Origin of the sequence: Pseudomonas syringae (genome assembly GCF_023278085.1) — a bacterium.
In the GTDB taxonomy this organism is placed as follows: Bacteria; Pseudomonadota; Gammaproteobacteria; order Pseudomonadales; family Pseudomonadaceae; genus Aquipseudomonas; species Aquipseudomonas syringae_Q.
Map to the genome: position 1 here is coordinate 4585320 of NZ_CP066265.1, position 21477 is coordinate 4606796.

Here is a 21477-nt window from a genome sequence, read left to right on the forward strand (position 1 = left end):
GAATACCCGCCTTTTCCGCCATGCCCCTTTGAGGACTGCCATGTTCAGCCGTGATTTGACTATCGCCAAGTACGACGCCGATCTGTTTGCCGCCATGGAGCAAGAAGCTCTGCGTCAGGAAGAACACATCGAGCTGATTGCCTCGGAAAACTACACCAGTCCGGCCGTCATGGAAGCTCAAGGCTCGGTCCTGACCAACAAGTACGCTGAAGGCTATCCAGGCAAGCGCTACTACGGCGGCTGCGAGTACGTCGATGTTGTCGAGCAACTGGCCATCGACCGCGCCAAGGAGCTGTTCGGCGCTGATTACGCCAACGTCCAGCCACACGCTGGCTCGCAGGCCAACTCGGCGGTCTACCTGGCCCTGCTGCAAGGCGGCGACACCATTCTGGGCATGAGCCTGGCCCACGGCGGTCACTTGACCCACGGCGCCAGCGTTTCGTCCTCAGGCAAGCTGTACAACGCCGTTCAGTACGGCATCGACGGCAACGGCATGATCGATTACGACGAAGTCGAGCGCCTGGCCGTCGAGCACAAGCCGAAAATGATCGTTGCCGGTTTCTCTGCCTACTCGCAGATCCTCGACTTCCCGCGCTTCCGCGCCATCGCTGACAAGGTCGGTGCCTACCTGTTCGTCGACATGGCCCACGTCGCCGGTCTGGTTGCGGCAGGTGTCTACCCGAACCCGGTGCCATTCGCCGACGTCGTGACCACCACCACACACAAGACCCTGCGCGGTCCGCGTGGCGGCCTGATCCTGGCGCGCGCCAACCCGGAAATCGAGAAGAAGCTGAATTCCGCCGTATTCCCTGGCTCCCAGGGCGGTCCGCTGGAGCACGTCATCGCGGCCAAGGCCATCTGCTTCAAGGAAGCGCTGCAGCCTGAATTCAAGGCCTACCAGCAACAAGTGGTCAAGAACGCCAAGGCCATGGCCGGTGTGTTCATCGAGCGCGGCTTCGATGTGGTGTCCGGCGGTACTGAAAACCACCTGTTCCTGCTGTCGCTGATCAAACAGGACATCTCCGGTAAAGACGCCGACGCCGCTCTGGGTCGTGCCTTCATTACCGTCAACAAGAACTCTGTACCCAACGACCCACGCTCCCCGTTCGTCACCTCCGGCCTGCGCTTCGGCACCCCGGCAGTGACCACTCGCGGCTTCAAGGAAGCAGAGTGCAAGGAACTGGCCGGCTGGATCTGCGACATCCTGGCTGACCTGAACAACGAAACCGTGATCGACGCGGTTCGTGAGAAGGTCAAAGCCATCTGCGCGAAGCTGCCGGTTTACGGCGCTTGATACGCTTCGTTTAAACGCAATACCGAAAGCCCCGGTTCGTGAGAGCCGGGGCTTTTTGCTGGGTGGTCTATAAGAGTTGCCCTAATGGAGAGGCTCAGGCACAGACCTTCTCAAACCCCGCCCGAATTTTCTCCTCCGGCAACTCATCGGCAATAAACACAATCACGCTCTCGCGCGGTTCACCTGCAGCCCAGTCTGCATCCCAATCGAAGCCATACAGTTTGAGCACGCCTTGAAACACCATCTTGCGCGGTTCGTCCTCGATGTTGAGCACGCCTTTATAGCGCAGCAATTGTTTGCCGTGTTCTTCAAGCAGGTCGTTCATGAACTCGCTGAGGCGGTCCAGGTTCAGCGGTTTATCGCTGCGCAGCACCAGGCTGGTGATACGGTCGCTGGACTTTTCGGGCGGGGCCAGCGGGCGCAGGGTCATGCCACCGCCGAGGTCGGCATTGAGGTTGAAACCGCGCACGTCGAGCAGTTCGGCGAGGTCGATTTTGCCGTGCTCGACGATGCGGATCGGGGCGCGGCGGTTGATGCGGGTCAGGCGTGCGCTGAGGGCGTCGAAGGCTGCATCGTCGACCAGATCACGTTTGCTGACCAGTAACCGGTCGGCAAAGCCGATCTGCGCCTGGGCGATGGTCTGCGTCAGGTGGGTGTCGGCGTGGGCCGCATCGACCAGGGTGATGATGCCGTCGAGGATATAGCGCTCGCGCAGTTCTTCATCAATGAAGAACGTCTGGGCGACAGGCGCCGGATCAGCCAGACCGGTGCATTCGATCACCAGTCGGTCGAAAGCGATTTCGCCACTGTCGAGACGCTCCAGCAGCAGATACAGCGCCTTGGTCAGGTCGGTGTGGATGGTGCAGCACACGCAGCCGTTGGACAGGGTCATGATTTGCACCGGATCAGTGCCGAGCAACTGGCTGTCGATACCGGCGTCGCTGAATTCGTTTTCGATCACGGCGATTTTCAGGCCGTGCTCGGCCTTGAGCAGGTGACGCAACAAGGTGGTTTTGCCTGCGCCCAGAAAACCGGTCAGCACGGTCACGGGGATGGGTTGCAACTCAGTCATAAGGCTCCTGGCGTGATGCATTCAGCTGGAATGAAAACGCGCCGCAGGTGATGGCCTGTGGCGCGTCGGGTCAAACAATAACGCAGATTAGCGGATCAACAGCACTTCGGCCCGCCCTTGCCGCCGTAACGCGCCTCTTGCCGCTCCCGAAAGAACTGCTCGTAGGTCATCATCGGCTTGTCCGGGTGCGTCTTCTGCATGTGCTCGACGTAGGTATCGTAGTCGGGCATGCCCACCATCAGGCGCGCGGCCTGACCGAGGTATTTGCCGAGGCGACTCAGGTCATTGAACATGGGCAAATCCTCTGTGGGTCAGCATCATCACACCTGCGACGCGGGCGGCATGGCCTGGAACGGCGCTTCCTTGTCGGTACGCTCCTGGGTGCTCCAGGCGGCACGGCCGACCTTGATGGAGTAGAACAGGATGCTGAACACCACGAACAGGAACAGCACGGTCAACCCGGCATTGGTGTAGGCGTTGAAGATCACATGCTGCATCTGGTCCATGGTCTTGGCCGGGGCCAGAATCTGACCGGCATCCGCCGCCGCGCTGTATTTCTTGGCCAGGGCCAGGAAGCCGACCGCAGGGTTGGCGTCGAACAGCTTGATCAGGCCCGCTGTCACGGTGCAGATCAACAGCCAGACGGCGGGCAGCATGGTCACCCACACGTAGCGCTGACGCTTCATCTTGATCAGCACAACGCTGGCCAGCATCAGGGCGATGCCGGCGAGCATCTGGTTGGAGATGCCGAACAACGGCCACAGGGTATTGATGCCGCCCAGCGGGTCGATCACGCCCTGGTACAGCAGATAACCCCACAGCGCCACGCAACCACCGGTGCCGATGGCGTTGGCGGTCCAGGACTCGGTGCGTTTCAGGGCTGGAACGAAGCTGCCCAGCAAGTCCTGAAGCATGAAGCGGCCGGCACGCGTACCGGCATCGACTGCGGTCAGGATAAACAGCGCTTCGAACAGAATCGCGAAGTGGTACCAGAACGCCATGGTGTTCTCACCGGGCAGCGCCTGGTGGAGGATCTGTGCAATACCAACCGCCAGGGTCGGCGCACCACCGGCACGGGCCAGAATGGTGTTTTCGCCGATGTCCTTGGCCACCGCTGTCAGTTGATCAGGCGTAATGGCAAAACCCCAGCTGGAAACCGTCTGCGCGACCGTCACCACGTCACTGCCGACCACGGCGGCCGGGCTGTTCATGGCGAAGTACACGCCCGGCTCGATCACCGAAGCGGCAACCATCGCCATGATGGCCACGAACGATTCCATCAGCATGCCGCCGTAACCGATGTAACGGGCGTTCTTTTCGTTATCCAGCAGCTTGGGCGTGGTGCCCGAAGAGATCAGCGCATGGAACCCCGATACCGCACCGCACGCGATGGTGATGAACAGGAACGGGAACAGTGCGCCTTTCCAGACCGGGCCAGTGCCGTTGGTGAACTGGGTCAGGGCCGGCATTTTCAGCTCGGGGGCCAGAACCAGAATGCCGATCGCCAGGGCCAGAATGGTGCCGATTTTCAGGAAGGTCGACAGGTAGTCACGCGGCGCAAGCAGCAGCCAGACCGGCAGCATTGCCGCCACAAAGCCGTAGCCCACCAGCATCCAGGTGATCTGGATGCCAGTGAAGGTGAACATCGGCCCCCAGGTCGGATCGGCGGCAACCGCGCCGCCTACCCAGATCGAACCCAACAACAGAATGACGCCGACGATGGAGATTTCACCAATGCGGCCGGGGCGGATGTAGCGCATGTAAATGCCCATGAACATCGCAATCGGGATCGTCGCCATGACCGTGAACATGCCCCATGGGCTTTCGGCCAGAGCCTTGACCACAATCAGCGCCAGCACCGCGAGGATGATGATCATGATCAGGAAACAGCCGAACAAGGCGATGGTGCCGGGAATGCGGCCCATTTCCTCGCGAACCATGTCGCCCAACGAGCGACCGTCGCGGCGCGTGGACAGGAACAGGATCATGAAATCCTGCACCGCACCGGCCAGCACCACACCGGCGATCAGCCACAGCGTACCGGGCAGATAGCCCATCTGCGCGGCGAGCACCGGACCGACCAGCGGACCGGCGCCTGCAATGGCCGCAAAGTGGTGACCGAACAGGATGTGTTTGTTGGTCGGCACGTAGTCCAGACCATCATTGTTGACCACCGCCGGTGTCGCGCGCTGCGGATCGAGCTGCATGACGTGCGTGGCGATGAAAAGACTGTAGTAACGATAAGCAACCAGATAGATAGCCACCGCAGCGACCACTATCCACAAGGCGTTGATCGCCTCTCCGCGACGCAAGGCCACGACCCCGAGAGCACATGCTCCGACAATTGCAACGATGAGCCACGGAACATGGCGCATCAGACTATTATTATTTTTCATTTTTTATTCCAGCAGAGTTGACTAGAAGGCAAGCAGCGAGAGTTTAGCGCCGCTTCGGCGAAAGACCACCCCCAACCATGGTCTAGGTCGAAATTTGATCAAGTGCGGCAGATACCCGGCATAGAGGGCTGCAATAGCACCCATAAAGGGTTGCCGGATCACAAAACGCACATGCGGAACTGTTCTGTAAGACCTTTCAGGTCTATCGTGCATGAACATCAACAATGATCAGAAAACAACCTGTCCGCTGACGCTGGTAGCGGTTAACAAGAGAGCTTACTCGATGACCGACTCACACGAAGATCGACGTCGTTTCAAACGCATTGCCTTCGACGCCAAGACCCAACTCAAGCAAGGCGATCACAGCTGGAAAGTGACACTGATCGATCTGTCATTGAAGGGCATGCTGATTGAACGGCCCGAGCCGTGGACCGGCGATCCGGACCAGCCATTCGATGTCGATATCGTGCTCAGCAACGAGACGCACGTGAAGATGGACGTTGCAATCACCCACGATAACAATCGGCAACTCGGATTCGTCTGTCGGCACATCGACCTCGACTCGATCAGCCACCTGAAGCGGCTGGTCGAGCTGAACCTCGGCGATCAGGCAGAGCTGGATCGTGAGCTGGCGGCGCTCATAGAACTCTAGGCGCGATTATTCAAACAGCGCGTCGAGTGCCTGCTCCAGGCGCGTGACAGCAATGATCTGCAAGCCGGGAGGCGCTTCCTTCGGCGCATTGCCTTTCGGCACGATGGCCCGCTTGAAGCCATGCTTGGCGGCCTCTTTCAGGCGCTCCTGACCGCTCGGCACCGGCCTGACTTCGCCAGACAGGCCCACTTCGCCGAACACCAGCAAATCATGCGGCAACGGACGATTGCGCAGGCTGGACATGACCGCAGCCATCAACGCCAGATCCGAGGCGGTTTCCAGCACCTTCACCCCACCGACCACGTTGAGAAACACGTCCTGATCGTGGGTCGGAATGCCACCATGCCGGTGCAGCACTGCCAGGAGCATCGCCAGACGGTTCTGATCCAGGCCCAGCGTCACCCGGCGCGGGTTGGACATGTGGCTGTCATCCACCAGCGCCTGAACTTCCACCAGCATGGGGCGCGTACCTTCCCAAGTGGCCATGACCACACTGCCCGGCACTTCTTCCTGCGCACGGGTCAGGAAAATCGCCGACGGGTTGGAGACTTCCTTGAGGCCTTTGTCGGTCATGCCGAACACGCCTAGCTCGTTAACCGCGCCGAAGCGGTTCTTCACCGCCCGCAACAGACGCAGGCGCCCATCCGACTCACCTTCGAAATACAGCACGGTGTCGACCATGTGCTCCAGCACGCGTGGACCGGCCAGTGCGCCTTCCTTGGTGACATGGCCCACCAGGAAGATCGCCGTGCCGCTCTGTTTCGCGTAGCGCACTAGCAGCGCGGCGCTTTCACGAACCTGCGACACGCCGCCCGGTGCCGACTGCAACTGTTCGGTGAAGATGGTCTGGATCGAGTCGATCACCATTACCTTGGGCTTCTCGACCTTGGCCGTGGCGATGATGGTCTCGATGCAGGTTTCGGTCATGACCCGCAGTTTGTCCTGCGGCAGCCCAAGACGACGGGCGCGCATGGCGACTTGCTGCTGGGACTCCTCACCCGTGACATACAGAGCCGGCATGCGCTGGGCGATATTGCACAGCGTCTGCAGCAGGATGGTCGACTTGCCGATGCCAGGATCACCGCCGATCAGCACCACCGAGCCGTCCACCAGACCGCCGCCGAGCACCCGGTCCAGTTCGGCGGAATTGGTGGAGAACCGCGGGATTTCTTCGACGCTGACTTCCGCCAGGGTCCTGATTTGCGCCTGTGAGCCGGTCCAGCCAGTGCGTCCGCTGGGCGGCGCGGCGGCACCGCTTTCAATCATGGTTTCGACCAGTGTGTTCCAGGCGCCGCAATCGGCGCACTGGCCCGCCCACTTGGGAAATGTCGCGCCGCACTCGGTGCAGCCGTACAAGCGTTTGGCCTTGGCCATGACAACCCCAGTCTCGAAAAACGACCATGATAACGCAGGTGCAGTACCTGCTACCCGCTCAGCGAGCCACAGCTTTTGAAAACCGGATAAAACTTACGCAGACGTCTCCGGTCGATTGAACGTAGACCGGGCGGCAAAGGCGCGGCCGGGCTACACTCCAATGAATCAATTTTATCTGTAACAAGGAATGACGCATGAGCGTACTTAGCGAGTTCAAGGCCTTCGCGGTCAAAGGTAACGTGGTCGATATGGCCGTCGGTATCATCATTGGCGCAGCGTTCGGCAAGATCGTTTCGTCGTTCGTCGGCGATGTCATCATGCCTCCGCTGGGCTTGTTGATCGGCGGCGTGGACTTCAGTGACCTGGCCGTCACGCTGCGTCCGGCACAAGGCACGGCACCGGCAGTGCTGCTGGCTTACGGCAAGTTCATCCAGACCGTCCTCGACTTCATCATTGTCGCATTCGCCATCTTCATGGGCGTCAAGGCCATCAACCGACTGAAACGCGAAGAGGCCAAGGCCCCTACCCTGCCGCCAACGCCTTCCAAACAGGAAGTGCTGCTGAGCGAGATTCGTGATCTGCTCAAGGAACAGAACAAGCCGGCAGAACCCATCACCGTGGACCCTGCCCGTCCGCTTTGATCGAGTATGCGCAGATGCCCATCGTTCCCGCGCTCCGCGTGGGAACGCAGTTCCGGACGCTCGGCGTCCGACTTTGAACGCTCGGCGCATTGGCACGATAGTCAGCTTGAATAACAGCGGCTACCAATACGTCTCCACCGCCACCTGCCCCGGCTTGCGGGACAGGCTCAGGCGCATGTCACGCTGCTTGAGCAGTGCGCGGGTGTCGTCGATCATCTGCGGGTTGCCGCACAGCATGACCCGCGAATACTCCGGGGTCAGGGCAATGCCGGCAGCCCGTTCCAGCTCCCCGTTTTCGATCAACTGCGTGATGCGGCCATTCAGTGCACCAGGGTGCTGCTCGCGGGTGACTGTCGGCACGAACATAAACTTGTGCGCGTACTCGGCCAGATAATCCCGCTGCATCAGTTCATTGATCAGCGGCTGGTAAGCCAGCTCGCAGGATTCACGAACGCTGTACACCAGAATCACCCGCTCGAATTTCTCCCAAACCTCGAAATCCTGAAGGATCGACAGAAACGGCGCGACGCCTGTGCCTGTGGACAACAGCCAGAGGTCACGGCCATCAACAAAACGGTCCAGCGTCAGGTAACCAAATGCCTGCTTCTCGACCATCAGGCTGTCGCCCTCGCGCAGGCGGCTCAACTCGCTGGTGAATTCACCGCCTGGCACCACGATGGAAAAGAATTCGAGAAACTCGTCGTGGGGCGAGGACACCATCGAATAGGCACGCCACACGGTGGTGCCATCAGCTTTGGTCACACCGAGCCTGGCGAACTGCCCTGCACGAAATCGAAAACCGGGATCACGCGTGGCTCGCAGGGTAAACAGATTGGGGGTCAACGGCGTGACGCGTTGCAGCGTCTGCCGTGTGAACTTGTCTTCGCTGACGGTCATGATTCGCCTCGGGCTCCTGAACATGAAAAGCAGACCGCCAGTGTCCCGCAAAGCGGGCTCGATAAACACCGGCTGTTTGTGTTGACTTGAGGCGATTCGCGACCGGCATGAAAAAAACGCCGTCCTCAGTTAGAGCATTTGGTTCTTGATGCGTGCACCACCCGCCGAATGCCAATACACCCCATTGCACCAATCGCTCTACCTCGCGGCTTTCAGCCTTGGCACGCCTTTCAGTAAGAAAAGTGCTATCACCATCCGTCAGGCCAATCGGGCGGGGCCTGAATGGGCGGCATTTGTTTCCTAGACTTGGAAACATACAGCGGGGTACCGCTGTTCAGGGGACGGATGCTAAATGAACGCAATTGACATCAAATTTGTACAACCGTCACCAGCAAGAAACCTGACACAGAGAGAGATAGAAGTACTCAAATGGTCCGCTGAAGGTAAAACGGCTGGCGACATCGCAATCATTCTTTGCATCAAGGAGCGCACCATTCACTTCCACATTGCCAGCGCCATTCAAAAAATGGGCGTCTGCAACAAGACTGCCGCAGCCGTTCAGGCAGCATTGAGGGGGATGTTCTGATAAAGCCGTAGTCAGACCGCAATCATGCAGATATCGAAGCGAAAACGACGTAAAATCACCTGCTTTAGCGAGCCCGGCCGTTATCGGGCTCGTTGACATACCTTTGATTGCACAGAGTTCTCCCGCCAATGCCCCTGCTCATCAGTCCCTTCGCTGAACTTGATCTCATTCGCCAACCCGAGCAACAGGATGAGCCGCTCCAGGCATTCGACGCCGCGGACGAGTACCTGCTCAGCCACATCGCAGAGGTCGGTCTGAGCCTGCAAAGCCGGGTACTGGTGCTCAACGACAGCTTCGGCGCGCTGGCGGCCAGTCTGGCCCGCCACGCCTCGGTGGTCAGCAGCAGTGACTCGTTTCTGGCGGCGCAAGGGCTGGAAAAAAATCTTGCGCGCAATGGCATGGGCTATGACGCCGTACCGCTGATCCCGGCCAGCGAGCCATTGAACGGCCCCTTTGACTGGGTGCTGATTCGGGTACCCAAGACGCTGGCGCTGCTGGAAGAACAACTGATCCGCCTGCAAGGCCAGCTGGCACCCCACGCTCGCGTGGTGGCGGCTGCCATGGTCAAGCACCTGCCGCGCTCGGCCGGTGACTTGCTGGAAGAATACGTAGGGCCGGTGCAGGCTTCGCTGGCCGTGAAAAAGGCACGTTTGCTGTTCGTGACGCCGCAGGCCAAAGCGCTTCGATCTTCGCCCTATCCGACTCGCTACACGCTTGATGAACCGGCCATCGAACTGGTCAATCACGCTAACGTGTTCTGCCGTGAGGGGCTGGATATCGGCACCCGGGCATTCCTGCCGTTCCTGCCCAAAAACCTCGGCACAGCGCGAGTGGCCGACCTGGGTTGCGGCAACGGCGTGCTGGCGATCGCCAGTGCTCTGGACAATCCACAGGCTCATTACACACTGGTGGACGAATCGTTCATGGCCGTGCAGTCGGCGGCCGAGAACTGGCGAACAGCCTTCGGTGAGCGCGACGTGGTGATGCGCGCGGCAGACGGGCTGGAGGGTCAGGAGCCTGACTCGCTGGACGTGGTGCTGTGCAACCCGCCTTTCCACCAGCAGCAGGTGGTCGGCGACTTCCTTGCCTGGCGGATGTTTCTCCAGGCGCGGGCCGCGTTGGTCACCGGCGGTGCGTTGTACATCGTCGGCAATCGTCATCTGGGGTATCACACCAAACTGTCGCGCCTGTTCCGCGGCGTTGAACAAGTCGCCGCCACGCCGAAATTCGTGATTCTGAAAGCCCGCAAGTAACCCACTGAGCAAAAAAAGACCCCCTTGCCACGCGAGTGGCAAGGGGGTCACAAAACGTGTCCGGAGGACACGAACGGGAATTCAGTATCAGTGAGTCGTCAGACCCGCTGCGCTCATGAACATGCGCATCAGGCTGGCCACGATGAACAGTGCGAATACGCTGCCCGCCCAGATTCCGACCAGCCAGGCCAGTCGTTGCCAGAGCGGCTTGCTCAGCGCCGGATCAGGATCGTGCATGGAATTTTTACCAGACATCGTCATTCTCCTCGGTCAGGACTAGTGATAACCGTCTGCAGCCGTCACCTTGCCGCGGAACACGTAGTAGCTCCAGAAGGTGTAGCCCAGGATGAACGGAATGATGAACAGCGTGCCCACCAGCATGAAGCCCTGGCTCTGCGGCGGCGCGGCGGCTGCCCAGATCGATACCGAAGGCGGGATGATGTTTGGCCACAGGCTGATGCCCAGACCGCTGTAACCCAGAAAGATCAGCAACAGGGTCAGCAGAAACGGCGTGTAGTGGGCATTGCGGGCAACTGCCTTGAACAGACCGTACATGGTCACCAGCACCAGAATCGGTACCGGCATGAACCAGAACAGGTTCGGCATGCTGAACCAGCGATGCGCGATATCCGCGTGGGCCAGCGGCGTCCACAGGCTGACCACACCCATGACCGCAAGTACTGCCAGGGCCAGCGGACGTGCCAGATCATGCATCGCCTTCTGCAGCGAGCCTTCGGTTTTCATGATCAGCCAGGTGCAGCCCAGCAGCGCATAGGCGACGATCAAGGCCAGCCCGCAGAACATCGGAAATGGCGAGAGCCAGTCCAGCGAGCCACCGGCAAACTGGCGATCGACCACCGGTATGCCTTCAATGTAGGCGCCCAGTGCCACGCCCTGAAAGAAGGTCGCAGCCAGCGAGCCGCCAATGAACGCCTTGTCCCACCAGTGACGCTTCAGCTCGGTCGCCTTGAAGCGGAACTCGAACGCTACGCCACGAAAGATCAGGCCCATGAGCATGAACATCAGTGGCAGGTACAGCGCCGACAAGACCACCGAATAGGCCAGCGGGAACGCGCCGAACAGCGCCGCGCCACCCAGCACCAGCCAGGTTTCGTTGCCGTCCCAGACCGGCGCGACGGTGTTCATCATCACGTCGCGGTCGGAACTGTCTTTCATGAACGGGAAGAGAATCCCGATGCCCAGATCGAAGCCGTCCATCACCACATACATCATGATGCCGAAGACGATGATGATGGCCCAGATCAGCGGAAGATCGATACCCATGGCTTAAATCCCCTTGCCGTGACGGTCAAGATTGTCGCCATCTTCTTCGCCTTCAACAGCGGCGGAGAGCGGACGGGCCGGTGTGCGTTGCTGGCCGGGACCACCGTGAGGCACATGTTCGACGTAGGCTTTCGGCCCTTTGCGAACCAGACGCATCATGTAGCCCAGGCCTGTGCCGAAGAGCACGAAGTAGACGACCACGAACAACACCAGGGTGATGCTCATCTGCGCCACACTGTGCCCGGACGAAGCATCCGCGGTACGCATCAGGCCGTACACAACCCACGGCTGACGGCCGATTTCAGTGGTGAACCAGCCCGCGAGAATCGCGATCAGGCCCGAAGGTCCCATCCACAGCGCCAGATACAGGAACGGCCGCGAGTTATACAGCGTGCCGCGCTTGCGCAGCCAGAGGCTCCACAAACCGGTGAAGATCATCAGCATGCCGAGGGCGACCATGACCCGGAACGACCAGAATACGATCAGCGAATTCGGCCGGTCTTCAGGCTTGAACTCCTTAAGCGCAGGCACCTGCTTGTCGAGGCTGTGAGTCAGGATCAGGCTGCCCAGGTACGGAATTTCCACCGCGTACTTGGTCCGTTCTTCCTTCATGTCGGGGATGCCGAACAGAATCAGCGGGGTCGGCTCGTCACCGACATTTTCCCAGTGACCTTCGATGGCGGCGATTTTCGCTGGCTGATGCTCAAGCGTGTTCAGACCATGGAAGTCACCCACCACGGCCTGAACGGGCGCGACCAGCAGGGCCATCCACATGGCCATCGAGAGCATCTTGCGCACGGCCGGAGTGTCGCGACCACGCAACAAGTGCCAGGCCGCCGACGAGCCGACGAAGAAGGCCGTCGCGACGAACGCGGCGATAGCCATGTGCGTCAGGCGATACGGGAACGACGGGTTGAAAATCACTGCGAACCAGTCGGTCGGAATAACCCGGCCGTCGATGATTTCGAAACCTTGCGGGGTCTGCATCCAGCTGTTGGAGGACAGAATCCAGAACGTGGAAATCAGCGTGCCGATGGCAACCATGACCGTGGAGAAAAAGTGCAGCTTGCGGCCGACGCGGTTCCAGCCGAACAGCATCACACCGAGGAAACCGGCTTCAAGGAAGAACGCGGTCAAGACCTCGTAGGTCAGCAGCGGGCCGGTTACTGCACCGGCAAAATCAGAGAAGCGGCTCCAGTTGGTGCCGAATTGATAGGCCATGACCAGCCCGGACACTACGCCCATGCCGAAGTTGACGGCAAATATCTTGGACCAGAAGTGGTACAGGTCACGGTAGACGTCGTCGCGGGTCTTCAGCCACAGGCCTTCGAGTACAGCCAGGTAACTTGCCAGACCGATGGTGATGGCAGGAAACAGGATGTGAAACGAAATAGTGAATGCGAACTGAATTCGGGCGAGATCGATAGCCTCTAAACCGAACATAGAATGTTCCTCTCTCAGATGAAACCTGCTGCCGGCAACAGGCCAACAGCGATTGCCCCCACGGTAATGAGTGCTGGTGTTTCTTTTTATGCAGCGTTCCGGTGGCGAAAACGCTGGTCTACTGATCAGTCATTGCATTAAAGCAATGACCTGGATCAACCGACAATGAAAGAGTAGTCCTGTTCGGCCCGTTAAGCCGTGTGGTCTATTGTCGCGTGGCGGGTTGTCTCACCTGCCGAGCGAGTGCAGATGCGGAGCGTTCGGAGCTGCGCGCCAACGCGAAGCACTCAGGACACCTCTCGTTCCTCACGCTCCGCGTGGGAATGCAGTTCGTGACGCTCCGCGTCACACATTGCAGCGTCGACGCCTGATTCAGGCTGTACAAGAGGCAGGCACCCTTAAAGCCTGAACCTGGTTTACGCACGCTGTCTCGCCAGAATGAAGACGTGTGACGCAGAGCGTCATTAACTGCATGCCAACGCGAGCATTGGCATGATAAGCAGTCAGATTTGCGCTCAGCGAGGGAACGCCTTGCGGAACGCGAGCCGCGTCGTTGTTACAACAGTTTATCCAGCGTGATCGGAAACTCGCGTATGCGCTTCCCGGTCGCGTGGTAGATCGCGTTGGCGATCGCTGCCGGTACACCCACGATACCGATCTCGCCCACCCCTTTGGAACCCAGCGCGTTGACGATTTCGTCATGCTCTTCGACAAACAGCACGTCGATGTCACCGATATCCGCATTCACCGGAATGTGATATTCAGCCAGGCTGTGGTTCATCGGGCGACCCAGGTCATGATCGAGCATGGCTTCTTCGTGCAACGCCATGCCCATGCCCCAGACCACACCGCCGAGAATCTGACTGCGCGCCATCTTCGGATTGACCACCCGGCCTGCCGCCACGGCACTGACCACGCGGCTGACCTTGACGGTGCCCAGGTCCTCGTCGACCAGCACTTCGACGAACACCGCCGAGTGCGTCGCGGCAGCATAGGCTTCACGCTTCTTGTCCGGTTCGGCATCGACCTGCACTTCAATCACGCCGCTGGCCTGAGAGGCCGCCAGTTCCGCCATCGACAGCACCTGATCGCCCAGGTACAGCTTGCCCGATTCAAAGCGAACCTCATCCGGCGTGGCCGAGGCAAACTGTGGATGCAGCCCTTTCGCCACTTCCAGTACCTGACGCTGCAAGGCCTGACACGCCTGTTGCACCGCTGTACCGACTGAGGACACGGTGAACGATCCACCCTGCAACGGTGCAGTCGGCAACGAAGAGTCGCCCAGCAGGAAGGTGACATTCTCGACATCGATACCCGAAGATTCGGCAGCGATCTGCGTCATCACGGTATAAGTGCCGGTGCCAATATCGGTCGTGGCGCTGCTGACCACCAGCGTGCCATCCGCGGCAAGGCGCGCCTTGGCGCTGGCTTTCATTTGCATCGCTTCCCAGACACCGCCCGCCATGCCCCAGCCGACCAGTTGGCGACCTTGACGCATGCTGCGCGGTTCGGGGTTGCGGCGCTCCCAGCCAAAACGCTCGGCGCCCTGGCTGTAGCATTCGCGCAACTCCTTGCTGGAATACGGTTTGTCTTCGTTGCCGTTGCGCTCGGCGTAGTTGGTCAGGCGCAGACGTACCGGGTCGATGGCCAGCGCGCAGGCCAGTTCGTCCATGGCGCATTCCAGGCCGATCATGCCCAAGGCTGCGCCCGGCGCACGCATGTCCAGCGGCGTGAACACGTCGAGTGGCACCAGTTTGTAAGTGAGTTGCACGTTGTCGCACTGATAGAGCATGCCGCTCCACTCCACGACGTGCTCGCTGAAGTCTTCGAAACGCGAGGTCTGGCCGATGGCATCATGGCCTACCGCCAACAGACGACCGTTGGCAGCAGCGCCAAGGCGCAAGCGCTGAATAGTGCGCGGGCGATAGCCGAAGGTGAACATCTGTTGCCGTGTCAGGGTCAGGCGCACTGAACGTTTCAGGTGCAAGGCCGCCATCACTGCCAGCGGCAGCTGATACTGCGGACGCAGGCCTGAACCGAAGGCACCGCCGACGAACGCGGCCAGTACGCGGATCTTGTCCTTTTCCAGCCCGAACACCTTGTGCAGGTAGTCCTGACAGTTCTGCGTGCCCTGGGTCTTGTCATGAATCTGCAAGCTGCCGTCGGCCTGATACAGGACGGTCGATGCGTGCGGCTCCATCGGGTTGTGGTATTCGCTGGGCGTGCTGTAGGTCACATCGACGCTCAGCGCAGAACTGGCCAGCTCGCCCTCGAAGTTGCCGCGCGGCGGCGGCAGTTCGGCAGGCGCATCGTAGGCCGTGTCGAGCATGGCCTGCAGATCCGTCTGGTGATCCTGCTGTTCGTATTCGATACGCACCAGCGAGCCCGCATGCCGCGCCAGCTCCAGCGTGTCGGCCACCACCAGCGCGAGCGGTTGACCGCTGTACAGCACTTTATCGTTATAAAAAGGGCGAAACGGCGAGCCGTCGGCCGAATCGGCGTCTTCATAGTTCTCGTCGTAGCTGGCCAGCGAAGGACGATTGGTGTGGTCGATGACGGCGACGACACCCGGCACCTTCATGGTCTCGCTGATATCGATGCTGGCAACGCGACCGCTGGCGATAGTGCTGGAGACCACGCTGCCGTACAGCAGACCCTCTTCAGGGTACTCACCGGCGTAACGCGCGCCCCCGGTCACTTTCAGTCGGCCGTCAACGCGGTCTACAGGCTTGCCCATTGGCGAAAATGGCTGGTTCATTGGGCGCTCCCTCCTGTTGCGGCATCGCTCAGGGCGCGAATGATCGCTCGGCGGGCCAGTCTGACTTTGAAACCGTTGTGCGCAAGTGGCTGCGCGTCTTCCAGCATGGCGTCGGCCACGGCGGCGAAGTTCTCGCGGGTCACGGGCTTGCCGATCAGCAGGCTCTCGACCGCCTTGTCACGCCACGGCTTGTGCGCAACGCCCCCCAGGGCCAGGCGCACATCACGTACCACGCCATTGTCCAGGTCGAGCGCAGCAGCGACCGACACCAGGGCAAACGCATAAGACTGACGATCACGAATTTTCAGATAAGCGCTGTTGCTGGCGAAGCGTGCGGCTGGCAGTTCGACGGCCGTGATCAGTTCGTCATCGGCCAACTGATTGTCGCGCTGCGGCGCATCGCCGGGCAGGCGGTGGAAGTCTGCGAACTCGATGGTCCGCTTGCCGGCGCGCCCTTCAACGTGCACAACGGCCTCAAGCGCAGCCAGCGCCACGCACATGTCCGACGGGTGCGTCGCTACACAGTCATCACTGGCACCGAGAATCGCGTGAATACGGTTCAGGCCTTCACGCGCCGGGCAGCCAGTGCCCGGCTCGCGCTTGTTGCACGGCACGCCGGTGTCGTAGAAGTAGTAGCAACGCGTGCGCTGCAACAGGTTGCCGCCGGTACTGGCCATGTTGCGCAGTTGCGGCGAAGCACCGGCCAGAACGGCCTGACTCAGCAACGGGTAACTCTGTTCGATCAACGGGTGATACGCCAGGTCGGCATTGCTGACCAGCGCACCGATCATCAGCCCGCCCGTAGCGGTCTCGCTGACTTCACGCAACGGCAGGCCGGTGATATCGATCAGGTGCTCGGGCGTGGCAACGTTTTCCTTCATCAGGTCCAGCAGGTTGGTGCCGCCCGCAATAAAGCGCGTGGCCGGTCCGCTCAGGTTGACGGCGGCGCTGACCTCGGTAGGCTTGCTGTAGGTAAACGGATTCATGCGTTCACCTCCGGCTTCGGCGCTGCATTGTGAAATTGCGGCAGCGCTTCTTCGACGGCGGCGAGGATGTTGCTGTAGGCGCCGCAGCGGCACAGGTTGCCGCTCATCAGTTCCTGAATCTCGGCACGCGTGCTGGCGCGGCCTTCGTTGGCAAGCCCTACTGCCGAGCAGATCTGCCCGGGGGTGCAATAGCCGCACTGAAACGCGTCGTGCTTGATGAAGGCTTGCTGCATCGGGTGCAGTTGCTCACCGTCGGCCAGGCCTTCGATGGTGGTCAGCTCGGCGCCGTCACACATGATCGCCAGCGTCAGGCAGGCGTTGATGCGCGTACCATCACGCAACACGGTACACGCGCCGCACTGGCCGTGGTCACAGCCTTTCTTGGTGCCAACCAGATCAAGCTGATCTCGCAGCAGGTCAAGCAGGGTGGTCCAGGGCAGCACGTCGAGTTGACGGAGCTGCCCATTCAGGGTCAAGGAAATCGCGTGGGTCGCGAAATCCCGGGGGTTCGGGGTCGTTGCACTCATGGAAACCTCACGGTAGGCGGTCGCTTGGCGCACTTTTATGCGTCTTAAGGGGTGGGACTTCGCGAGGTTTGCAACGTTCAGGCTTTATGGATGAGCGTGCTGATCATCGAAAGGGCGTGATCCACAGGCAGCCATCCCGGCACGCTGCTGGTATGATGCGCGGCTTTTTCCGACCCGCAAAAATCCACCGGGCTGCCATGCAGTCTGTGCTTTGCTGTTGGAGTCGATCATTCACGACGCGCCCAGCGTCACGGAGAGCCAGACATGCTGGAAAGGCTGTTTCAACTCAAGGCACACAACACCAACGTGCGGACCGAGATTCTTGCGGGCGTCACGACTTTCCTGGCGATGGCCTACATCCTGTTCGTCAACCCGAGCATCCTCGGCGAGACCGGCATGGACAAGGGTGCCGTGTTCGTCGCCACCTGTCTGGCGGCAGCCATTGGTTCGACCGTGATGGGCCTGATCGCCAACTACCCGATTGCCCTGGCACCGGGCATGGGCCTGAACGCCTTCTTTACCTACACCGTGGTGCTGCACATGGGCCACAGTTGGCAGGTAGCGCTGGGTGCGGTGTTCATTTCAGCAGTGATGTTCTTCATTCTGTCGATCTTCAAGATTCGCGAATGGATCATCAACAGCATTCCCCTGCCGCTGCGCTCGGCGATTGCCGCCGGTATCGGCCTGTTTCTGGCGCTGATCGCCTTGCATAACGCGGGCATCGTGGTCAGCAACCCGGCCACCATGATCGGCATGGGCGACCTCAAGCAGCCTGCTCCGGTGCTCGCCACCCTGGGTTTCTTTCTGATCGTTGCGCTCGACCACCTCAAAGTCCGCGGCGCAGTGCTGATCGGCATTCTGGCGGTCACCCTGGTGTCCATCGGGCTGGGCTTCACACCGTTTGGCGGCGTAGTCTCGATGCCACCTTCGCTGGCACCGACCTTCATGCAACTGGACATCATGGGCGCGCTGGACGTCGGGCTGGTCAGCATCATCTTCGCGTTTCTGTTCGTCGATATCTTCGACAACTCCGGCACCCTGATCGGCGTAGCCAAGCGCGCCGGGCTGATGGGCAAGGACGGACACATGCCGAAAATGGGCCGCGCGCTGATCGCGGACAGTACCGCGGCGATGGCCGGCTCGCTGCTGGGCACTTCGACCACCACCAGCTACATCGAGTCAGCTGCAGGCGTAAGTGCCGGTGGCCGTACCGGTCTGACGGCCGTGGTGGTGGCGGTGCTGTTCCTGCTGGCGCTGTTTTTCGCCCCGCTGGCGAGCAGCGTGCCCGCTTTCGCCACCGCACCGGCGCTGCTGTTCGTGGCCGTGCTGATGGCTTCCGGCATGGCTGAAATCGACTGGGACGACATTACCGTGGCCGCACCGGTGGTGATCACCGCGCTGGCGATGCCGTTCACCTATTCCATCGCCAACGGCATTGCCTTTGGCTTCATTTCCTGGACAGTGATCAAACTGCTGTCGGGACGCTGGCGCGAGCTGAATTCGGCGCTGGTGATCCTGTCGATCCTGTTCGTGATCAAGCTGGGCTGGTTCAACGCATGAGTGTTCCCTTCGACCCTGCGAGCTACGACCGTCAGCTCGAAGAAAAAACCGTTCGCCTGCGCGAGCTGCTGGCACCGTTCGATGCGCCCGAGCCGCACGTATTCGACTCACCTCGCGAGCATTATCGGCTGCGCGCCGAGTTTCGTCTGTGGCGTGAAGACCAGAAGCGTTATTACGCGATGTTCGCGCCGGGCGACAACAGAACACCGATCCTGCTGGAAGGCCTGCCGATTGCCAGCGAGCGTATCAACGCACTGATGCCGGTGCTACGCGAGCGCTGGGAAGCCAGCCCGACGCTGAACCACAAGCTGTTTCAAGTGGACTTCCTGACCACGCTGGCAGGCGATGCGATGATCACGATGTGCTATCACCGCCCGCTGGACGATGAATGGCAGGCTGAAGCAGAGGTGCTGGCGAAAGAGCTGGGCGTGAGCCTGATCGGTCGTTCCAAAGGCCAGAAACGGGTGATCGGCGATGATTACGTGACCGAGAAGCTTGACGTCGCTGGCCGCACGTTCAGCTATCGCCAGCCCGAAGGCGCCTTTACCCAGCCCAACGGCACGGTCAACGGCAAGATGCTCAACTGGGCTTACGACGCACTGGGCGAGCGGCAAGACGATCTGCTGGAGCTGTATTGCGGCAACGGCAACTTCACCCTGCCGCTGGCGACCCGCGTGCGCAAAGTGCTGGCGACTGAAATCAGCAAGACGTCGGTCAATGCCGCGCTGAGCAATCTGGATGACAACGGCGTGGATAACGTCACGCTGGTGCGCCTGTCGGCCGAAGAGCTGACCGAAGCGCTGAACGAAGTGCGCCCGTTCCGCCGCCTGCAGGGCGTGGACCTGAAGAGCTACGATTTCGGCAGCGTCTTCGTCGACCCGCCTCGCGCAGGGATGGACCCGGACACCTGCGAGCTGACCCGTCGTTTCGAGCGGATTCTGTACATTTCCTGCAACCCGGAAACCCTGGCCGCCAACATCGCCCAGTTGCACGACACCCACCGGGTCGAGCGCTGCGCCCTGTTCGACCAGTTTCCGTACACCCACCACATGGAGTCGGGTGTGCTGCTGGTCAGGCGTTGAAACTCGCTTTCCTGAATCGTGGGCCATTGTTGATTATCGTGCCGACGCTCCGCGTTGGCATGCATCCCGTGACGCTCCGCGTCACAGATCTACGCCGCACTGCGTTCTCAAGGTTGGACGCAGAGCGTCCAGAACTGCATTACCACGCGGAGCGTGGGGATGATAATCATCGTCCCCAACACCCACGCAAATCCCGGCCCGTCGAAACTGTCAGTTTATTTATTAGCTTCCTATCGATACGCTGAGGTATAAACCGAAACCCGATTTAGCCGTTTCGATGGGATCCCGTCTTGAGCTCCGAGTCTTCCGCTTCTTCTGCCCCGGTCAAGCTGTCCAGCCAGCCTGGTTTCGTCAGTTTCATCCTGTCGCGCCTCATGGCGGTGTTTGCCATGCAGATTCAGGCGGTGGTGGTGGCCTGGCAGGTTTATGACATGACCCGCGAGCCGATGGCGCTGGCCTATGTGGGGCTTGCTCAGTTCATTCCCATGTTGCTGCTGTTGATGCCCGCCGGGGATCTGATCGACCGTTACAACCGCAAGGTGATCCTGATGCTCAGCTGGGGCGTGCAGGCGGTCTGTGGCGTCATTTTGCTGGTCTTCTCCGCGCTCAAACTGCAAGACCTGCGGCTGATCTACGGCGCGCTGATGCTCTATGGCTGCGCCCGCGCCTTTACCGGCCCGGCCCTGCAAAGCCTGCTGCCGCAGATTGTTCCGCGTGATCAACTGCCTTCGGCCATCGCCACCAACAGCGTCATCATGCGCTGCTCGACTGTCGGCGGCCCGTTGATCGGCGGCTATCTGTACTGGCTGGGCGGCGCAGAGCTGACCTATTCGGTGTGCGTCGCGGCATTCATTGCCGGGATTGTGCTGCTGGCCCCGGTTGCCACGCCGTTTGCCGGCAAGCCGGTAGAGCTGGGCTCGAATGCCTGGGGACGATTCACCGCAGGCATTGCCTTTATCCGCTCGCGCCCGATCATCCTCGGCACCATTTCTCTGGACCTGTTCGCTGTATTGCTGGGCGGCGTGGTTGCATTGCTGCCGATCTATGCCCATGAGGTGCTGCACCTCGGACCGCAGGGATTGGGCATGTTGCGCGCGTCGATGAGCCTGGGTGAGCTGGGCGTCGGCATTTACCTGAGCATTCGCCCGCTGGAGCGCAACGTCGGGATGACCATGTTTCTCGCCGTTGCCCTGTTCGGCGTGGCGAATCTGGTCTTTGCCCTGTCGACACTGTTCTGGCTGTCGTGCCTGGCGCTGCTGGTCGCGGGTGCAGCAGACATGGTCAGCGTGTTCATTCGCTCGGCGCTGGTACAGTTTTCGACCCCGGACAACATGCGTGGCCGGGTCAACGCGGTGAACATGCTGTTCATCGGCTCTTCCAACGAGCTGGGCGAGTTCCGGGCGGGCACCAGCGCCTCGCTGGTCGGCGCAATCCCGGCCGCGATCCTCGGCGGCGTCTGCACGCTGGGTGTGGTCGGCGCATGGATGACAGGCTTCAAGTCGCTGCGCCAGGTCGACCGTTTTGCCGATGCGTCCCCACCGGACGTATTCAAGGCACAACCCGCCGCACAGCCCTGATCACCGCAGGCAGCGCGAAATCAAGACCAGAGCAATACCGGCAGAACCAAACTGTCCGTCACGCCTCTATACTGTCGCATTCTGCACAACGCTGC

General features: G+C 60.6%; 19 protein-coding genes. 8 read left to right on the forward strand and 11 right to left on the reverse strand.

Annotated elements, in window-relative coordinates:
• The first annotated feature begins 40 nt into the window (after positions 1–40).
• The gene (gene glyA, locus I9H07_RS20445; RefSeq protein ID WP_024646815.1) at positions 41–1294 is read left to right on the forward strand and encodes a serine hydroxymethyltransferase; all 1254 of its coding nucleotides are present in this window, start codon (positions 41–43) and stop codon (positions 1292–1294) included.
• Positions 1295–1388: 94 nt separating this feature from the next.
• Here glyA and yjiA read toward each other — a convergent pair whose 3' ends face one another.
• The 3 genes from yjiA to I9H07_RS20460 form a co-directional block, all read right to left on the reverse strand.
• Positions 1389–2366, reverse strand: coding sequence for a GTPase (gene yjiA, locus I9H07_RS20450; protein WP_236424134.1), 978 nt, complete (start codon positions 2364–2366; stop codon positions 1389–1391).
• 95 nt (positions 2367–2461) lie between these two features.
• Positions 2462–2659, reverse strand: coding sequence for a YbdD/YjiX family protein (locus I9H07_RS20455; RefSeq protein ID WP_024674876.1), 198 nt, complete (start codon positions 2657–2659; stop codon positions 2462–2464).
• A gap of 27 nt (positions 2660–2686) precedes the next feature.
• Complete coding sequence (locus tag I9H07_RS20460) at positions 2687–4762, reverse strand: carbon starvation CstA family protein (protein ID WP_024674877.1); 2076 nt, start codon at positions 4760–4762, stop codon at positions 2687–2689.
• Between the two features lie 283 nt (positions 4763–5045).
• Here I9H07_RS20460 and I9H07_RS20465 point away from each other — a divergent pair, with 283 nt between their 5' ends.
• Entirely contained in the window at positions 5046–5414 is a 369-nt protein-coding gene (locus tag I9H07_RS20465; protein ID WP_024674878.1) for a PilZ domain-containing protein, read from the forward strand.
• A 6-nt stretch (positions 5415–5420) separates the two neighbouring features.
• On the opposite strand, the gene radA is transcribed toward I9H07_RS20465, so the two are convergent.
• A complete protein-coding gene (gene radA, locus I9H07_RS20470) occupies positions 5421–6788 on the reverse strand; it encodes a DNA repair protein RadA (protein WP_003381736.1) in 1368 nt (455 codons plus the stop codon).
• Between the two features lie 194 nt (positions 6789–6982).
• Here radA and mscL point away from each other — a divergent pair, with 194 nt between their 5' ends.
• Entirely contained in the window at positions 6983–7429 is a 447-nt protein-coding gene (gene mscL, locus I9H07_RS20475; protein ID WP_024674879.1) for a large-conductance mechanosensitive channel protein MscL, read from the forward strand.
• Between the two features lie 120 nt (positions 7430–7549).
• Here mscL and I9H07_RS20480 read toward each other — a convergent pair whose 3' ends face one another.
• A complete protein-coding gene (locus I9H07_RS20480) occupies positions 7550–8326 on the reverse strand; it encodes a ferredoxin--NADP reductase (protein WP_236424136.1) in 777 nt (258 codons plus the stop codon).
• A gap of 352 nt (positions 8327–8678) precedes the next feature.
• On the opposite strand from I9H07_RS20480, the gene I9H07_RS20485 reads away from it, so the two are divergent.
• The gene (locus I9H07_RS20485; protein ID WP_024674881.1) at positions 8679–8912 is read left to right on the forward strand and encodes a helix-turn-helix domain-containing protein; all 234 of its coding nucleotides are present in this window, start codon (positions 8679–8681) and stop codon (positions 8910–8912) included.
• 128 nt (positions 8913–9040) lie between these two features.
• A complete protein-coding gene (locus I9H07_RS20490) occupies positions 9041–10165 on the forward strand; it encodes a methyltransferase (protein WP_236424138.1) in 1125 nt (374 codons plus the stop codon).
• An 87-nt stretch (positions 10166–10252) separates the two neighbouring features.
• Here I9H07_RS20490 and I9H07_RS20495 read toward each other — a convergent pair whose 3' ends face one another.
• From I9H07_RS20495 to I9H07_RS20520, 6 genes are all read right to left on the reverse strand, one after another.
• Positions 10253–10420, reverse strand: a complete 168-nt coding sequence (locus I9H07_RS20495; RefSeq protein WP_002555239.1) for a DUF2474 domain-containing protein — start codon at positions 10418–10420, stop codon at positions 10253–10255.
• Between the two features lie 21 nt (positions 10421–10441).
• Complete coding sequence (cydB, locus tag I9H07_RS20500; protein ID WP_003419100.1) at positions 10442–11449, reverse strand: cytochrome d ubiquinol oxidase subunit II; 1008 nt, start codon at positions 11447–11449, stop codon at positions 10442–10444.
• 3 nt (positions 11450–11452) lie between these two features.
• Positions 11453–12892, reverse strand: a complete 1440-nt coding sequence (locus tag I9H07_RS20505) for a cytochrome ubiquinol oxidase subunit I (RefSeq protein ID WP_024674883.1) — start codon at positions 12890–12892, stop codon at positions 11453–11455.
• Positions 12893–13448: 556 nt separating this feature from the next.
• The gene (locus tag I9H07_RS20510) at positions 13449–15650 is read right to left on the reverse strand and encodes a xanthine dehydrogenase family protein molybdopterin-binding subunit (RefSeq protein ID WP_236424139.1); all 2202 of its coding nucleotides are present in this window, start codon (positions 15648–15650) and stop codon (positions 13449–13451) included.
• Positions 15647–16636 carry an FAD binding domain-containing protein gene (locus tag I9H07_RS20515; protein WP_236424141.1) on the reverse strand — a complete coding sequence of 330 codons (990 nt, stop codon included), beginning with the start codon at positions 16634–16636 and terminating at the stop codon, positions 15647–15649. Before I9H07_RS20515 ends, I9H07_RS20510 begins: the two co-directional genes overlap by 4 nt.
• Positions 16633–17163 carry a (2Fe-2S)-binding protein gene (locus I9H07_RS20520; protein WP_024673038.1) on the reverse strand — a complete coding sequence of 177 codons (531 nt, stop codon included), beginning with the start codon at positions 17161–17163 and terminating at the stop codon, positions 16633–16635. The genes I9H07_RS20515 and I9H07_RS20520 overlap by 4 nt, the downstream gene beginning before the upstream one ends.
• Before the next feature lie 264 nt (positions 17164–17427).
• Here I9H07_RS20520 and I9H07_RS20525 point away from each other — a divergent pair, with 264 nt between their 5' ends.
• From I9H07_RS20525 to I9H07_RS20535, 3 genes are all read left to right on the forward strand, one after another.
• Entirely contained in the window at positions 17428–18723 is a 1296-nt protein-coding gene (locus tag I9H07_RS20525) for an NCS2 family permease (protein ID WP_024673037.1), read from the forward strand.
• A complete protein-coding gene (gene trmA, locus I9H07_RS20530; protein WP_024673036.1) occupies positions 18720–19805 on the forward strand; it encodes a tRNA (uridine(54)-C5)-methyltransferase TrmA in 1086 nt (361 codons plus the stop codon). The genes I9H07_RS20525 and trmA overlap by 4 nt, the downstream gene beginning before the upstream one ends.
• A 290-nt stretch (positions 19806–20095) precedes the next feature.
• Positions 20096–21382, forward strand: coding sequence for an MFS transporter (locus tag I9H07_RS20535; protein ID WP_058392849.1), 1287 nt, complete (start codon positions 20096–20098; stop codon positions 21380–21382).
• The last annotated feature ends 95 nt before the right edge of the window (positions 21383–21477 follow it).

Bases quoted from the DNA above. Each gene is read 5' to 3' on its own strand.
- glyA (WP_024646815.1), top strand. From the start codon at position 41: ATGTTCAGCCGTGATTTGACTATCGCCAAGTACGACGCCGATCTGTTT.
- trmA (WP_024673036.1), top strand. From the start codon at position 18,720: ATGAGTGTTCCCTTCGACCCTGCGAGCTACGACCGTCAGCTCGAAGAA.
- I9H07_RS20515 (WP_236424141.1), bottom strand. From the start codon at position 16,636: ATGAATCCGTTTACCTACAGCAAGCCTACCGAGGTCAGCGCCGCCGTC.
- mscL (WP_024674879.1), top strand. From the start codon at position 6,983: ATGAGCGTACTTAGCGAGTTCAAGGCCTTCGCGGTCAAAGGTAACGTG.
- I9H07_RS20455 (WP_024674876.1), bottom strand. From the start codon at position 2,659: ATGTTCAATGACCTGAGTCGCCTCGGCAAATACCTCGGTCAGGCCGCG.
- I9H07_RS20485 (WP_024674881.1), top strand. From the start codon at position 8,679: ATGAACGCAATTGACATCAAATTTGTACAACCGTCACCAGCAAGAAAC.
- I9H07_RS20505 (WP_024674883.1), bottom strand. From the start codon at position 12,892: ATGTTCGGTTTAGAGGCTATCGATCTCGCCCGAATTCAGTTCGCATTC.
- I9H07_RS20495 (WP_002555239.1), bottom strand. From the start codon at position 10,420: ATGTCTGGTAAAAATTCCATGCACGATCCTGATCCGGCGCTGAGCAAG.
- I9H07_RS20490 (WP_236424138.1), top strand. From the start codon at position 9,041: ATGCCCCTGCTCATCAGTCCCTTCGCTGAACTTGATCTCATTCGCCAA.
- I9H07_RS20465 (WP_024674878.1), top strand. From the start codon at position 5,046: ATGACCGACTCACACGAAGATCGACGTCGTTTCAAACGCATTGCCTTC.
- cydB (WP_003419100.1), bottom strand. From the start codon at position 11,449: ATGGGTATCGATCTTCCGCTGATCTGGGCCATCATCATCGTCTTCGGC.
- I9H07_RS20525 (WP_024673037.1), top strand. From the start codon at position 17,428: ATGCTGGAAAGGCTGTTTCAACTCAAGGCACACAACACCAACGTGCGG.
- yjiA (WP_236424134.1), bottom strand. From the start codon at position 2,366: ATGACTGAGTTGCAACCCATCCCCGTGACCGTGCTGACCGGTTTTCTG.
- radA (WP_003381736.1), bottom strand. From the start codon at position 6,788: ATGGCCAAGGCCAAACGCTTGTACGGCTGCACCGAGTGCGGCGCGACA.
- I9H07_RS20510 (WP_236424139.1), bottom strand. From the start codon at position 15,650: ATGAACCAGCCATTTTCGCCAATGGGCAAGCCTGTAGACCGCGTTGAC.
- I9H07_RS20520 (WP_024673038.1), bottom strand. From the start codon at position 17,163: ATGAGTGCAACGACCCCGAACCCCCGGGATTTCGCGACCCACGCGATT.
- I9H07_RS20460 (WP_024674877.1), bottom strand. From the start codon at position 4,762: ATGAAAAATAATAATAGTCTGATGCGCCATGTTCCGTGGCTCATCGTT.
- I9H07_RS20480 (WP_236424136.1), bottom strand. From the start codon at position 8,326: ATGACCGTCAGCGAAGACAAGTTCACACGGCAGACGCTGCAACGCGTC.